Annotated in this window: 9 protein-coding genes; 7 read left to right on the top strand and 2 right to left on the bottom strand. The window is 38.4% G+C overall.

The window, feature by feature from the left end:
* Positions 1 to 281 precede the first annotated feature (281 nt).
* Positions 282 to 1,583, bottom strand: a complete 1,302-nt coding sequence (locus tag MSBRW_RS09885) for a phenylacetate--CoA ligase family protein (RefSeq protein ID WP_011307813.1) — start codon at positions 1,581 to 1,583, stop codon at positions 282 to 284.
* A 1,347-nt stretch (positions 1,584 to 2,930) separates the two neighbouring features.
* Between MSBRW_RS09885 and MSBRW_RS09875 the strand changes: the two genes are divergently transcribed.
* The 3 genes from MSBRW_RS09875 to MSBRW_RS09865 all read left to right on the top strand — a co-directional run bounded on the left by MSBRW_RS09875 (position 2,931) and on the right by MSBRW_RS09865 (position 7,171).
* Positions 2,931 to 4,412 carry a right-handed parallel beta-helix repeat-containing protein gene (locus MSBRW_RS09875; RefSeq protein WP_011307814.1) on the top strand — a complete coding sequence of 494 codons (1,482 nt, stop codon included), beginning with the start codon at positions 2,931 to 2,933 and terminating at the stop codon, positions 4,410 to 4,412.
* 505 nt (positions 4,413 to 4,917) lie between these two features.
* The gene (locus MSBRW_RS09870) at positions 4,918 to 5,739 is read left to right on the top strand and encodes a class I SAM-dependent methyltransferase (RefSeq protein ID WP_011307815.1); all 822 of its coding nucleotides are present in this window, start codon (positions 4,918 to 4,920) and stop codon (positions 5,737 to 5,739) included.
* A 1,075-nt stretch (positions 5,740 to 6,814) separates the two neighbouring features.
* Positions 6,815 to 7,171 carry a PKD domain-containing protein gene (locus MSBRW_RS09865; RefSeq protein WP_230670075.1) on the top strand — a complete coding sequence of 119 codons (357 nt, stop codon included), beginning with the start codon at positions 6,815 to 6,817 and terminating at the stop codon, positions 7,169 to 7,171.
* An 817-nt stretch (positions 7,172 to 7,988) separates the two neighbouring features.
* On the opposite strand, the gene MSBRW_RS09860 is transcribed toward MSBRW_RS09865, so the two are convergent.
* Positions 7,989 to 10,799 (bottom strand): PocR ligand-binding domain-containing protein, encoded by a 2,811-nt coding sequence (locus tag MSBRW_RS09860; protein WP_011307817.1) that lies wholly within the window; start codon positions 10,797 to 10,799, stop codon positions 7,989 to 7,991.
* A gap of 861 nt (positions 10,800 to 11,660) precedes the next feature.
* Here MSBRW_RS09860 and MSBRW_RS09855 point away from each other — a divergent pair.
* The 4 genes from MSBRW_RS09855 (at position 11,661) to MSBRW_RS09840 (ending at position 15,917) form a co-directional block, all read left to right on the top strand.
* Positions 11,661 to 12,251, top strand: a complete 591-nt coding sequence (locus tag MSBRW_RS09855; protein WP_011307818.1) for a M23 family metallopeptidase — start codon at positions 11,661 to 11,663, stop codon at positions 12,249 to 12,251.
* Between the two features lie 190 nt (positions 12,252 to 12,441).
* On the top strand, positions 12,442 to 13,467 hold the full coding sequence (locus tag MSBRW_RS09850; protein WP_011307819.1) for a hypothetical protein: 1,026 nt from the start codon (positions 12,442 to 12,444) through the stop codon (positions 13,465 to 13,467).
* A gap of 353 nt (positions 13,468 to 13,820) precedes the next feature.
* Positions 13,821 to 14,504 (top strand): DUF72 domain-containing protein, encoded by a 684-nt coding sequence (locus tag MSBRW_RS09845; RefSeq protein WP_011307820.1) that lies wholly within the window; start codon positions 13,821 to 13,823, stop codon positions 14,502 to 14,504.
* Between the two features lie 297 nt (positions 14,505 to 14,801).
* The gene (locus MSBRW_RS09840; RefSeq protein WP_011307821.1) at positions 14,802 to 15,917 is read left to right on the top strand and encodes a hypothetical protein; all 1,116 of its coding nucleotides are present in this window, start codon (positions 14,802 to 14,804) and stop codon (positions 15,915 to 15,917) included.
* The last annotated feature ends 141 nt before the right edge of the window (positions 15,918 to 16,058 follow it).

Here is a 16,058-nt window from a genome sequence, read left to right as displayed (position 1 = left end):
TTTCAAGATTTTAGCTTATTATAGGCTCCATTTTAACAAAATCAAAAAATTTCTCAAAAAATTTCAGCTTATTTTTAGACTTTTTACACAAAGGTCGCTCTCCTTCGTCGAGCGTGAGGTTGCCCGGAGTTCTGAAAAGCGATTCTCTCTGCTACGCAAGCTGGATTATAGAAACTGAAGTAATCTAAAAAGGATTGCTGAAAAAGAGGTATCAAAAAAGGTTAAAGAAAGAACAGGGAATAATTTTCCCTGATTCATTGTTTATTGAGGCTGTCTTCCATTTAGAGCTCGGGGCGCCTGTCGATGATTCTCTTTGCCTTTCCTGCAGTCCTTTCGATGCTGCCTTTCTCAAGGAGCTCGACATTTGTGCGGATATTCAGGACGGCTTTGAGCTCGTGTTGGACATAGTTCTGGACGGCTTTAAGGTCTTTGAGGTCGCCGGTAAAGGCATTATCTTCAAGTTCGACTTCTATTGTGAGTTCGTCGAGCATATGATTGTTGCGGTCAAGGATAAGCTGGAAGTGTTCGCCTACCTGTGGGATGCGGGAGATAACGTCCTGGATCTGGGAAGGGAAAACATTGATGCCTCTTACAATCAGCATGTCGTCAGCTCTGCCCATGAGACGGGAAATTCTTGTGGTTGTCCGGCCGCACTCGCATTCAGATTCAAGAAGCTTTGTCATGTCGCCTGTGCGGTATCGGATATTGCAGAAGCCTTCCTTGTTGATGGAACTGATGACAAGTTCACCTTTTTCGCCTTCTGAGACCTGTTCTCCGTTTTCATCAAGGACTTCTACAAGGAAGTTGTCGCTCCAGATATGCAGGCCGTCCTGCTCCTGGCACTCGAAACCGATTCCTGGCCCAAACATCTCTGACAGGCCATAGCAGTCGTAGGCTTTAAGGTTGAGCCGCTTTTCAAGCTGCTTCCGCGTGTTTTCCGACCAGGGCTCTCCTCCGAAGATAGCGGCTTTTAAGGAGAGTTTGTCTAGAAGGTCAAGTTGTTCGGCTGTTTCAGCCAGGTAAAAGGCATAGGATGGAGTACAGTGGATTGCGGTTACGCCGAAGTCGATCATCATCTCAAGCTGCCTGGCGGTATTTCCGGTTGCGGCTGGCACGACCATTGCGCCCATTCTTTCTACACCGTAGTGAAAACCTATGCCTCCGGTAAAGAGCCCGTAATTCATGGAATTCTGAATGGTATCGCCTTTTGAAAGCCCAATCATTGTGAGGTCACGGGCAATCAGATCAGACCAGGTCTCAATATCTTTTGCCGTGTACCCGACGACTGTGGGTTTCCCACTTGTTCCTGACGAGGCGTGGATACGCACTATGTCTTCTTTTTTGGCAGCGAAAAGCCCGAAAGGATAGTTGTCCCGAAGGTCGGTTTTCCGCGTGAAAGGCAATTTACGGACATCTTCGAGGGTCTTGATGTCTTCGGGAGTAACTCCGGCTGCTTTGTAATTTTGCCTGTAAAAAGGAACATTGTCATAGACCAGCTTTACGCTGTGTTGAAGGCGTTTTAGCTGTAATTTCTTCAGTTCTTCGGGACTCATTGTTTCGTATTTAGGCTGCCAGTATTTCATTAACAGAACCTTCTTTTTTATTTATGAAACCATTCTCAGGTTGTAATTTTTAATGCATGAATGCCATGTTTCTACATGTCATGATATATTAAGTAATCTAATGAGTAATATAAAACATTCGGAAAAATCAGGTGTACTGTAATCCTTACTACATATAAACGTTGTTGAGAGGGAGGAGTTTGGAATTGGGTAGGTTGAGAAATCCTAATGTTTTTCTTGAAGGAGAAGCAATGAATGTATCCCAAAAGCCATTTAGTTCTTAATCATCAAGAATTTTCAGGATTGTTTTCATGATCAGAAACTTGATTGATTATTCGGAATACAGAATTCAGAGAAGCAATTTTGAGTTTTGGGATCAACTCAATGTTAATTGACTTAGAGATGAACTCAAAAATGGTTCAAAAATTCAAGAATTTTCTGTATATGCTGAATGTGGACATTTTTTTAGAGCTAGATATGCATACATCAACGCCGCTAGCCACCCACCAGCCGCTCCCAACTGAATCCAATCTCCTGAAATTGTATATAATTTCACAATGAGGACGATATTAAGAACCGAGCCTACCATCACGAGGATATGTAGTCTCTTTTCAAAACGTGCAGTAACTTGCATTGATCCTTCCCTTTTTCGTAGCCTTATCTTTATCCTTTTAAGAGTAATTTATTATCCTTTTAAGCGTATTACTATTTCTATTTTTTCTGGCATATTCAGAGTTAATACCAAATCTTCTGTTTTATTTATCTTATATTAAAAGAATCTGTGGCATAAATTCATCCTAAAAAGGCTCTCCTTCATTCTGATTCGTGTATTCTCTTTTTGATAGCAACCATTAATCTTCAAATTAGTACAAGTTAATGCAAACAAGTTACAAAATATATAAATTGAGTGTGTTCTGCTATATATAGAGGTCATGAATGGAGAACACATTAAAAGAGATTGAGAGCGGTCATCTGTGACCCCTAAAAAAATGGAAAATAAAACTAAAAAATGAAAAATGAGCGTATTAAAAATCAATTTAATATAAAAAATAAAGAACTTAAATCCTCGGCATTTGATTGTGAATTGCAATAATTAAATTTGCCTTTATTTGGAAAAACCCAATCAAATCAACCTTTTTCTGCCTCTGTAGAAACCCTCTGAAATATATTTTTATTTATCCATCTTCGGCTTCTTGACGTAAACTTATACATATTTTTTATAAATATTCATATTAATTAGAAAGACTTAAGCGTTTGAAGTACTTTTCTGTAAATTACCTTAAAATAATATCCTCTATATAATATAGATAAGTTAAAAATGGATAATCTAACTAAAATAAATTCACTAAGTTCTAAGTGGAGAGTAAAATGACTGGAGATTATCTCAGGTATATAAAGCAGAAATGGACGAAAACAAGATTTTACATTCTAATTTTCATTCTCTTAATTGTACTGGATTTAATAATTGTTCACATATTAATACAGTCCAAACCTCCACTTACACCATCAAATACCTCTTCACCTGCACCATCAAATGTTACTGTATGGGTAACTGGCAATGAAAGTGGAAACTTCACCTGCGATGGGAGCGATGATCAGGTGGAGATAAATCAGGCTTTTGAATATGTTGCAGAAAATCCGCAGTTCACAACCGTTTATTTGAAAGGCCCAAACACATACAATATATCAGATACTATTTTCATAGGAAATAATACTACCCTGGAAGGAGACCCTACAGCCGTAATTAAACTTATAGATATGGCAGACTGGCCAGTGGGCAAGCCCATGATAAAACAGATTAATAGCACCGGAATACATGGAGTTACTATAAAAGGATTTGAAATCGATGGGAATCATGACAACAATCTGGATAAGCCGAAGGGATACGGATATTATGACATGATTCATTTCCGCAACTCCAGGGACATTCAAGTTCATGACATGTACATGCATGACGGGCATGGAGAAGCTTGGAAAGCAGACAATAGTTCCAATATTCAGTTTTACAATAATCTCATATACAAAACAGGGCATAATGGGCTTTTTGCCGAAAACTGCCAGAATGTAGAAGCCTGGAACAATAACATAACAGTCAGGACTGACTCCGGTCTCAGATCAAGAAACTCTAACCACGTAAAATTCCATGATAACCTGATAGATTCTTTTTACCACTGGAGTGCAGGCGGCGCTGGAATTCTGATTGAGAAAACAACAGGTGTCGTCAATGATGTTAAAATATATAATAATACTATTCAAAATACTTATGGACCTGGAATCTGGTTGATAGGCTGTTGTAGGCCTTATTCCAGGGATGATGCTAAAAATGTATATATTTATCACAATATGTTCTACAAAACCGGCAAGAATCCTAATATTGACTGGGTGGGAGGTATAGTGACAAGCGGATTTTACGATACTCTCATTGAAAATAATACCTTTGATGGAGTATATCATGGTGCAATTATTCAGATGTACCCTAGAAGTGGTACTCACGTTTATCCTACATATAGTAACTCAGGTCACATTGACCTGTCACCTAAAGGCACAGGATACACAACAATTGTCCGCAATAATATTATCGCAAATACCAAACAACGCAAAAAAGATCCAGATGGAACAGGGTATGGAGTAATTAATTATTTGCCTGAAACACATACCATTATTCTGGAGAATAACTGCCTGTACAATAACTATGCAGGCAACTATCTGAACTGCACATCAACCACTGATATCTATGTAGATCCTGCACATTTAAACCAGAACATTGGTGCCGGATATTTTTCAGAAGAGTTTCAAGAATCAATTAACCAGACCATGATAAATTCCATTTTTAAAAGAAGATGCTCGTGATGCGTCTGCAACTACCTCCAGTTACCTGTGGTTACCTGCAGCTATATTGATCAATGGTATCTTGCTTCGTATACTGCAAAGTTCTCTTAGAAACCCCTGATTTCTTTCAAAAAGTAAGAAATATATATAATTTTTGCTGCAGTTCATAAAAATAAATTCATTCAATTTCATACTTCGGCTTAAAAAGCCGGGGTCTGTAGTTTTTTCTGTAGGGTAGTGGGCTAACTTCCTTTACCTTTAAGAACAAGAGAAACCTTAAGCTGTACTGATAGTGATTTCTCCTCATAGATTTCTGATAAGTAGATTTCTGATAAGAATCGGTTAAACAGCTTTGAAATAAGCTTAACTATTTAAATAAGCTGCAAAATCAAAAATTAACGCCAGAGAGAACATTTCACATACGGAAGAATCCATAGAAGAGAAAAACTCAAAAATAGAAATTCAATAATATTTTGAATATATAAATTTCAGCAAAAGAGAAACAGGTTCCAGAAGGTGAATAAAAATGAGTGAAATTGACTGGGAGTCCCAGGAAGGTGCCGAAAGGTATGACCGGAATTGCGATCACCAGTTCCAGAAAGGCAGAGCACTGGTAGAAATGATGGGAATAAAAAAAGGGGATTCAGTGCTTGACGTCGGCTGCGGGACAGGGCAGCAGGCTGTGAATGTTCTGGGCATTATAGGGCCGGCTGGCCAGTTCATGGGTATTGATCCTTCATCCTATCGTATTGAACTTGCACGGAAAAAATTTAACAGAGATTCCACCAGCAACATCCGTTTTTTTGTAGGGCAGGCTGAGGACCTCAGTTTCGTGCCTGACAATTCAATCGATCATGCATATTTCTGTTCCTCCTTTCACTGGGTTGACGACAAGAAAACGGCTCTCTGTGAGATATACCGGGTTCTCAGGCCCGGAGGCAGGGTGGGGATGACCACACTTGATAGGGACAGCTCTAGCACCACGAAGACACTTGCCGATCCTATTCTTGCAAAATATCACATTGAAAGGAATAAGGAATTACATAGACATATGAAAAAGGTTACTGCAACAGAACTCCGGGATCTCCTGTCGTATGCAAGCTTTGACAGTATATCAATCGAGCCACGGTCTATTCCCTGGAAGTATGGTTCTCCAGAAGAGTTCTTGAAGCATCTGGAAGAGAGAGACAGCCCTGAAGGCCTGTTGAAGGATATTCCTTCCGGTATAAGGGAGAAGATCAGGCAGGAGATTACTGAAGAACTCAGGAAAGCACAAGTTTCAGAAGTTGCTGGTTTTGGGAATGTTACACTATTTGCAATTGCAACAAAACCGAGAGATGGACTGTAAAACCAGAGGATAAGAAGGATGTGAAATCAAAGGATGAAAATACTTTCAAGATTCTGATCTGCTGGCAAATATTTTTAAAATTTAGCTATACTTACGATAAATACGGCTCTCCACAAATATCCTTCTAATTTTCACAATCTTTCTTGCTACTGTTTTTCACAATCTTTTTTGCTACTGTTTTTTCTGAAAGATACTCTGGTTATTCAAAAGTATATTTTAGAAATTTTCCATAATTTTCGGCCTTTTGCCTACATTGAATACTTCTAGTGTTTCGATTCTAAAATCGATTACTTATTTCCCAGAAAAATCCGCGATTTGCGGACCAATTCAAAAGTCAAGTTTTATGAACCCATTTGATAATCGCAGTATTAGCAGTTGTTTTTCTAAGCATCGGTTGAGATAATGACTGCAAATTTTTGAATAATTTTTCCAAAAACAAGAATGGGAAAAATGCTATTTTTTTGAAGACATCTGCGGAAATTCATAGTACTTTGGAGTTCTAGTAAATTGTAGATATGTCGTCGACTCTTACTGAATATCAAATTGGGCGCGTCCACCTTGGCTTAAAGAGGCTGTCCGACAATTACTATTAGTAGTATAACTTCTTTATTTTTGGATTTTAAAGGCGTTAGATACCTTATTTTCTACATATTTTTGCTCTGAAATTGAATTGTCGGGCAACCTGTAAAGGACAGGGCATTTAGCTACCGGCACTCCTGTAACAATAAAGAACTTTCGTAAGCTTGTATTGTACAAACGTCTCATGATCCTTATTTTTTTGATTGCAAAAACTGAAAATATTAATAAATGAATTTATATTGTTATCATGTATTATGAACAAAAATAAAGCTTTATCAAGCTTTAAACTCTCATTTAGCTTTTTATTTGCTTTCCTGGAAATAAGTATACTTATATTTTAATTTACCCTGTGATTTTTGAGTAAATTTATTCTGTTGTTTTTGATTACGGAAATGCCCGGATCAAAATATGGAAAAAACAGGAGAAAAATGATATGAAAAATAATGGAAAGTTTATAACGATATCTGTTTTCACCGTATTAATGATGTTGACTTTATTGTCTACAGCAGCCTCTGCATCAGTTTATACGTACAAAACTCCCCTTGGTGCAGGAACTCCCCCAGCAACACAACGTCTAACTGGTGGAGGTAATTACATTGATTATACGGCAGTAGCCGCTTCGAGTACTGATCCGCGAATAGTACAATTCAAGGACCTGTCAAAAGGTAAAGAGACATATATCAGATGGGACTTTGGAGATGGAACCTATAAGCAAGGGACAACAATTACTTCATCATTAAAAAATCCGGTACACAAGTTTTCAAAGACTGGTTATTATATTAGTTGCATGACTATCAAGTGCACTGGTTATAATGGGAAGCTGTGGGTTCATAAGACCCTTATTATCAGATAATATGAAAAGTAATAAGTTGACTTGGTTAAAAGTTAACTTACAACTTTTCTTTTTACAGTTCTTATACAGTCCTTGTTTTGTACACTCCATTATGGTTATCTCAAACAAAAACCCTCAAAAAACTCCTCATTTTTAGTTTCCAACTGGAATTTCTAATAAATGAAAAAATAGATGGACATGTACCGAATGCGGTGGTACAATCTGTTTTCATAAAGACCATAATCTGTTTTCATAAAGGCAATTGTTATAACTGTTGAAGAAAATCTACTATCTTGTGGACATATAAATAAACTTTTCATATTAGTGTGGAGATATAAGCTCTTTAAATAAAGCTCTTTAAATAAAATAAAGGGATTGCTGGAATTTTTTTGTCTGCAATTGTTCCTGTTTTTCTCTGGCAGCATTTGCAGTTATCCACAGCCTGACTACAAGCCTGCTCTTCAAATGTTTTCTCGTTGCAGAGCCTGGGTTCCTAGACATATCGATTATATTTGCCGGTATACAACTTTGTAGTGTTGATGATATTGCTGTTCAACTATTGACTCTACAAAAATCCGGAGCTGTCTATCTACAAAATGTTTTTTCTCTGGGACTATTATACTCGGCTGGTAATTAACTGTTTTGATCATTTAAGGTTAAAATAATCAATCTCATTAAAAAATTCGATATCAACTGCTATATCTACACGATTGAAATTTAATTCAAGTTAATTATATATCACTTGCCTCTGATGTTTATGTACATAGCATAGCGAACAAACAGTATATGAATTCTCGTCAACTGATCATTGTATGAGAATTCGATTTTACTATTTTTTTCAATTTTGCGCTGGTACTTTAAACCTTATAACAAATTCAGTTCCGGAACTTCTTTTTAGTTCAATTTCGCCCCCTAACTGGTCTACCAGGACTTCCACTAACTGTAAGCCAAGAGAATTGGAGTCTTCTAAATTAAACTTCTCAGAAATACCTATCCCGTTATCCGAGACTATTAAAGTAAAATCAGTGCCATTATAATTTTCTTCGGTGCGTCCCTGCTCTTTTTTTACGTGTTCTGTCGAGTCTTCCCTGTGAAGTTTGATTTGAATTCTTCCATTGTCTTTACCTAAAAATGCGTACTTCAGAGAATTTGAAACAAGTTCGTTAATGATTATTCCCAGTGGAACAGCGACATCCATATCAAAGAAAATGTTTTCTTCCACTTCGAGTTTCAGGCTCGTATTGACATTTCCAACTCTATAAGTCTGGAAAAGATTTTCAACAAGCCTTTCAAGGTATGCCGAGATGTTTAATGTATCGGTTACTTTGCCTTCGTGGAGCTCTTTGTGGATAAGGGCAATTGACATTACTCTGTCTTGACTTTCTCTGAAAGCATTAAGAACCTCCTCATTCTCAGTACATTCCCTGCTTCTGAACTTTTCAGCCTGCAGGTCAAGAAGAGAAGAGATCACTTGCAGATTATTCTTAATTCGGTGATGGATTTCTTTTTTTCTGGCTTCTTCGGCTTTTGCCAGTATTTTTTCCGTATTTATTTGCTCAGTAATATCTCTTGCAATAGCTGAGATAGCCTTCAGCTCTCCAAAAGCATCAAAAACTGGAGAATAAGTTATTGAAACATTTGTTGTTGTACCATCCTTTTTTAGCCGTAAAGTTCTGTAATGATGGACTTTTTCTCCATGTTTAACCTTTTCGATTATCTTTTTTATTTCTCCTTTAAGATTATCCGGTTCCAGTATTGAGACATTTTTGCCCAGAATTTCTTCGGCGGAATAACCGTAAATCTGCTCTGCCGTTTTATTCCAGCTGATAATAGTACCATCGAAAGACTCTGTTACAATAGCATCATTTGATGATTCCACAGCATCCGCTAATATCCTGATCTTCTCCTCTGCTTTCTCGTGATCTGTAATGTCCTGAATTGTTCCTCTCAATCGAATTGGACTTTTTTTCTCATCAAAAACAACTTCACCCTGTGCGTGGACTATACGCTCTTCGCCTTGAGCTGAGATAATCCTGTGATCAATGCTAAAGGACCCTCCATTTAAAGTACTTTTAACGACATTGTCCACATAGCTTCGATCCTCGGGATGTATAAAGTTTAAAAGCTCACTGTGTGTATGAAATAACTTTTGGGGGGCACACCCAAAGATACGGCACATCTCATGAGACCAGTAAACTTCATCGGTTTTAAGATCCCAGTCCCAATTTCCAACATGAGCTATTTTTTGGGCTTCAGAGAGTCTTCTCTCTTCCTCCATCAGTGATTCGTAAGCTTTTTCAAGCTCTGATGTACGTTCTTTAACTTTTGCTTCTAAACTATCATGTACTCTTTTAAGGGCTTCTTCTGATTTTTTGCGCTCGGTTATATCCTGTGTTATACCAAAGCCGCCGGTTACCATCCCGTCTTTGTCAAATTCAATATATGCTTTTTCACGCACCCATTTGATCTGACCGTCTACAAAAATTCGATGTTCGATGTCGTATGGTTCGCCCTTTAACCCTGCCTTCCATTTCCTATCAACATATTCTCGATCATCTGGATGAACTTTTGAAAGAAAAGTTTCATAGGTTAAAGGGATGCCTTTTTGGATACCAAAGATACGGTGATTTTCATCAGACCAGGTTAGTTCGTTTTTATGCACATCCAGACTCCAACTTCCGATATTTCCCACTGTTTGAGCACGATCGAGATCTTCCCTGTTTTTCTCTAGCTTATTCACCAGGATCTCGCTTTCTGCAAGTGACTGGGAAAACTTGAAGTTACTGTAGCTTAATTGTGAGAGTATGTTGGCAAGTTTCACGAAGAAAGCCATTTTTGTGTTTACAGCTTCCTTACTTAACCGTGGAACTTTTTCAAATGCTACTATGTATTCCTCCTCGTTGAAACCGTATTTTCTGGCCTGAAATCGGAAAAGCTCATAGTCCACAGGTTCGTCTTCAAAAAAGAACTGTCCTGAAAAAATATTGGCAACGTGCTTACCGCCTACCATGACTGGGGTCGCTACATCCCACATGTTGTTTTTGCACCTGTAAAGCTTAAACTCTCCAGGGGAAACGCCTACGGATAGCTTTATGTCGCTTTCTATGCAGTTTTTGCAGGTTTCGGGGTGAATTCTATGGAATTTTGTGCAGATATCCTGCCAGGCGACGCCTGCAAGAACATTGCCTTTGAGATCGATCAGGCCCATGGGAATGTGAACAAGCCTATAGAAATCATCCATGAGAGACTGGATTGCTGGCACATCAATAATATCAGCTAGCTCAAGGTTTGCCACCTCACCAGCTTCACTTTCCGGAAGTTTTTCTTCAAATTCTCTCCAGTTACTTATATCGCAGTCACTTATATCGAATCCATAAATGTTTACGCATTTTTCTTCAGGCACAGGGTAAAACCCGACAAGATATTCTATTTTTTCCGTTTCAACTTTTATTTTTTCAGGTATATTTAGGGAAATTACTTTCTTCACGATACTTCTTACATAGGACGGCAGTTTTCCTCCTACTGCCACACCCCACTCATATAATAGGGGTTCACCAGCTTTATTTGAGTAAAGAACAGTGCAATCAGTTGCCACACTAAGTACAGGATTCGGGTTTGTTGCCGGAAATAACTCTAGGTCTTTTGTCATAATCCCTCTTCAGGCTCTTCTATTTGATGGCGAGATGCCTAACTTTACTATATTGTTACGACTGCTCGCAAGCTAGAGTATCTTCGTTAATCTAAAAAATATCTAGTTTATTAAATTTAAATGCTATCTCAAAATTTGTAATATCGCCAAACTTGAAAAACAATAAAAAATATCTACTAATGCAATACAAGCTTGGAAATATATAATTTATCTGTTGATTGGACTCAGTATCAAAATCCAGTGATGAACATAAAATAAAAAATCACTAGACATCACTAGATTTTGGAATTGGTTATAATTCTTGAGATACAACTTCGGGGTTGAAGTCTTTAGATGTCAAATATTGATTTTGATGAAAACCGGATTATTCTTGCGAATTCAGATTTTCAATCAAGAAATGCAGAAATCACTAGATTTTGGAACAGAGTCTTTGATTGCCAAATTTTAATTTGTCTTGTAATTTTGAAACTCTAACTTTAAGCTTGAAGGTCATATGATTTATAATGGAAATAGTTTCGTGTGCAAGTTAAGGAATGACAAAAGTACCAAACTACAAAAACTAAAAATGCATCTTTATATCACAAAAATGTTATTCTGAATATTAAATATTCCAGATTGTCGTTGTGATATGCTTTAAGTATTTCTGCCAATGTCATGCAATTTACTCCAAAACAAATTCATTAGAATAAACTACCTTTGTTTCACCCAGGTCAATCGGTCTTTTCCAGGGTTCAGCCTCAATGTCTTCTGATTTCACTGTGGCCAAACTGTAGCGGAATGCAAACCTGTATTTTTCACTCGCAGAAGCGCCAATATCGAAGTAAAAAAGGCTTTTATACTTTTCATGTACACTGAGACTTCATGAGAATCTGGCCTCTAAACATAAAGGTTCAAGAAAATACAGCGCTGGAAAAAGTAGACATTGAGAACACAAACTTCAAACAGATTCATGTTCCGCAAAAAGGAGAACCCGGCTCCTTCTGGGAAAACAGAGGCGACCGATATCACTGTGGGGTTGATCTGTATGCCCCTGAAAATACGGAGGTAGTTTCGATCGAAGGAGGAATTGTCGCAGATACCGGTCTGATGACTTCGCCTGAAATATTGCCTTACTGGAACCCGACTTATTACGTGATTATTGAACAGAGCAGCGGACTGTTCTGCAAATACGGGGAACTTGCAGATTTTACCGTAAGAAAAGGAGACAAAATAGAGGCAGGAAACTTGATAGGGCATGTTGGAATGGTTCTGAACCCCGAAAAAATCGATAATTTCTGCCCGCTTTACATCCAGAAGCTGAAAAACAAAAATCCAAGTATGCTCCATTTTGAAGTCTGGAGGAGTGAACCCATCACCACTCACAAAAATTATCTTGGAGGCAACTGGTTTGCCGAAGAAATGCCTGAAAACCTGATTGACCCGACCAGATACCTTGAACGATTAGATCTGTAATATTTATAATATCTGTAATATCTGTAATATCTGTAATATCTGTAATATCTGTAATATTTATAATATCTGTAATTATACTAATTATACTGTAATTGTGCCTATGCATCTGTAACCAAGATTCATTTTTACGCACGAAAAATAAGAAAAACTCACAGCTTACTGCCGTCTTAACTTATCTGGTTGGTGTCTTATGGAAAGCATAGAATATAAAGTGTCTCAGGTTGACGAAAAAATAGATCAACTTGAGAAAATTCACGTAATCAAAAATTATTATCTCGTCCTCGGAGGAGGAAAAATCGGCACTGATTTCCTTGATTACGCTCGGAAATACAGACATCCTTTCGTGCTCGTTATCGATAAAGATGAAAATGTGCCTGCTTCCAGGAAGTCAAACATCATTAAAACTGAAGACGAGCTGGTAAATCTTCTTAAAAACAAAGCTTCAGAATCATTTCAGGATGAATCACTCAAATCCTCCAGCGCAGCAGGAGAAAACGAAAGAGCAGAAAACGAAAGGAAAGATGAAGAAAACAAGGTAGAAAACAATGAGGCAGAAGCCTATTTTTATAAAATGGAGCTTGACAACATTCCTTTTCTTCTAAGTCTCGGCATCCCTGAATACATTATCCCTGCTGTTCCCTGCCACGCGGTTGCATATCTGCTTTCCAGTCTTCTAAAACTTCCTCTGAAGCCCGAGAAAGAAGAGAATACTAAAGAGATTCTGGAAAAAAACCAGATGGAAGATAGCCCTGTAACCGAGCTCTTTATCCGGCCTGAAAACGAAAGGCTCATGTCTTTTTTCGAAAAGCTTACAGCTTCCTTTCCTGATGATGTAATCGCAGGACGTTACCCTGAATATGGCATGCTGTTTCTTTCTTATGCCCGGGAGGGAGAAATCTGTCCTGATGGCTGTCCCGGCCCAAGAGACCGCTGTCCCACCTTTGGACGGAAAAAGCCAGAAACTATTACGGAATATGCACGAAAACTTCTTCAGCATCTTCCAGGCTGGGTCTTTGAAAGCTACCAGATGAAGCCCGGCATAGGAGGGCTTAAAGGAAACGAATTCAAGCAGAACCTGCTGGAGATCCTTGAGTTTTTAAGATCTATTACAGAAAACAGAAATGAGAAGAGGTTTGAAAACCTTGAGGGCAGGGCTTTTTTCGTTGCTACTACCTGCACATGCCATGGTGTGTTGAACATGTTTTATGTTATCTGAGAATAACATGTTTCATGTTACCTGACAATAACCTGTTTTATTTACCTGAAGACCCTGTTTTAATAACCCGATAAGAACTTGCTTAATTACCTGATGGCTCTGTAAAAATGATAAAAATGGTAAAATGGTAAAAATGGTATTATAGTTAAAATTGTATTCAAGTACCTATGTAATCTGACATCCTTTTTTCGCTTAAGTACCTGCAGGCCGATTTCAGCTTTTTCGCTTAAATGGTCCCTAATCCAGACCAAGTTTTTTGCTTACAAAGTTTTTCGCTTACTGTTTCTTTTGCTTATAAGTAGAATAAACCAAAAATAGATCTGCTATCAGACCGATCTATAAAAGGGGATTTTATGGAGGCATTTGTAGGCACTAGCGGTTGGTATTATGATTGGAACAAAAAGAAGAACCTTGATTGGTTTATCCAGAACTCCGGGCTGAACAGTGTTGAACTTAATGCCAGTTATTACAGGTTTCCCTCACCTGAGCAGATTGAAGGCTGGAACAGTAAGGGGACTGGACTCCGATGGAGCATAAAGGTGCACAGGTCTATAACCCACTGGCGACAACTCAGTGAAAGTTCCCTGGAAACTCTGGGAAATTTCCTTGAGCTTTTCCGACCCATGGACCATCTCATTGATTTTTACTTATTCCAGGTGCCTCCAAAGTTTGACGATGTCGAAAGGGCACTCAGGTTTGTAGAAGCCGTAAAACTTGGGAAACGGTTTGCCCTGGAGATAAGGAATAAAGCCCTGCTGGGAAATGATGAGGCGTGTGAAGAGCTGATGAAGAAAGTGACCCTTGTGTCCGTAGACTCGCCGGACTACAAAAACCGCATTTTCCCCGGAAAAAACGTGTATATGAGAATGCACGGAAGAGAAGACTGGTACAGTTACGATTATTCTCAGGCGGAAATTAGCGAAACTATCAGGAAAATACATGAATTCGGGCCTGAGAAGACCTACATTTATTTCAATAACAACCATAATATGCTGGATAATGCAAGAAAGGCATTGAAGGTCTTTTCAGGTTTGTAAACCTTGAATTATTTCCTTTATTCTAAAAAACCTGCTTTTTTCTGAAAGGACTGATTTCACTCGATGGCTTTAGTTTTCACTTTTTTCTGTTAACTTAAAAAGTTCGGTTTCATTTGTTAACCGTTATTATGGATAAATTATTATATTAAAAGGTATATTCAAAGTTTAGTATAGAGATTCTGAGGAGTTAACAATCAGGTACCTCAAAATCAAAGACGAATTTTTGAGAACCCAACCCCCAACAAAGAAACCAGTTTACCCAGAATTCCCTCTATATATAAAAAAGAAGTGAAATATATGTTCTGGAGTAAGGACTATATTATAGAAAGGCTGAGCAAAATCCCTAGAACCCTAGAAGACATTTCAATAGAAGTTTTTGAAGGTGTACCCCACACAAACGATTTTTTACAAAAAGCTGGCCTTTCAAGCGAAAACTGCACAGATGCATCCTGCGTCTGCAGAGACTCCCACATAAATGTGGGTATAGAACAGGCAGGTATGGAAAAAGAACTTATGTACCCTTATGTAGACGATTCCGTTTCGAATGAATTTACGGTTCAGTCAACTCAGTACCAGTTTATGGTGCCTTATGAAATCCTTGACAATAACATAAGGAAAGAATACAGAATATTCCAGCCCGAGGAACTAAAAGCAAAGTTTCCTGTAGCTTATAAACAGCTAATGGAAATCAAACAGCAGTCAATGGAAATCAAACAGCAATCTGAGACCGAAACACAGGAACTCATTTTGGCTGATTACCGCTTCGAGAACGAAAGTTTCCTGCGGTATATAAACACCCCTAAAATTATCATTACCAATAACTCTCGCCTGCAAGCTTCATATGATCCTACTGGAAAGAATGTTTTTGCAAACGGTGTCGGAGTCGTGCTTGGAGATCCCACACTCTATCTCTATGTTACGGCTGTACTCAACTCTTCGATAGCAAGGGCTTTTCCTGAGGTCTGGAACCGCAAAGGGGTACAGAGCAGAGGCAAACTTAATTCACAGATGATGAAAAGGTTCCCAATCGCGTTCCCTAAAAAAGAGGGTATCGAGAACATAATAAGCACAATTTCCCGTTACCTGATCTACCTGAACAGGCAAAAACAGATGGCAAAAGCCTACGCGATACCTGGCTACCAGGAGCTCATCGATTTCTACAAGAGAATTTCGGACCTTCTGATCCTGGACACATACATAACGAATGACCTTGACCCAAAGCTTCTTGACGTCCTTGCCGAAAACATCACGGCATCAGATGGAGGATTTGAATACAGCGATGATATAAATCTCCTGATCGGACTGCAGGAAATAAAGAAGAACATTCTGAGTTCTCCGGACTTTGGGAATTGCAGGTTCAGTAACGAGTTCACAAACATTCTAGCAACTCTGAAAAACAACGCTGTCTGGTAAGATAAAAAACTCAGCTAGCTCCTGATTTATTTCATTCGAATACCTCGCTAGCTTGCTGCGGGAATGGAAAACTTCTCCGACAACCGTTGATGACAATAGAATTTCTCAATTCTATTTTTTGTTATTAACTTCTGCTCAAAC

The organism is Methanosarcina barkeri str. Wiesmoor (genome assembly GCF_000969985.1).
Classification (GTDB): Archaea; Halobacteriota; Methanosarcinia; order Methanosarcinales; family Methanosarcinaceae; genus Methanosarcina; species Methanosarcina barkeri_B.
This window is presented reverse-complemented; position numbering and strand designations above follow the sequence as displayed.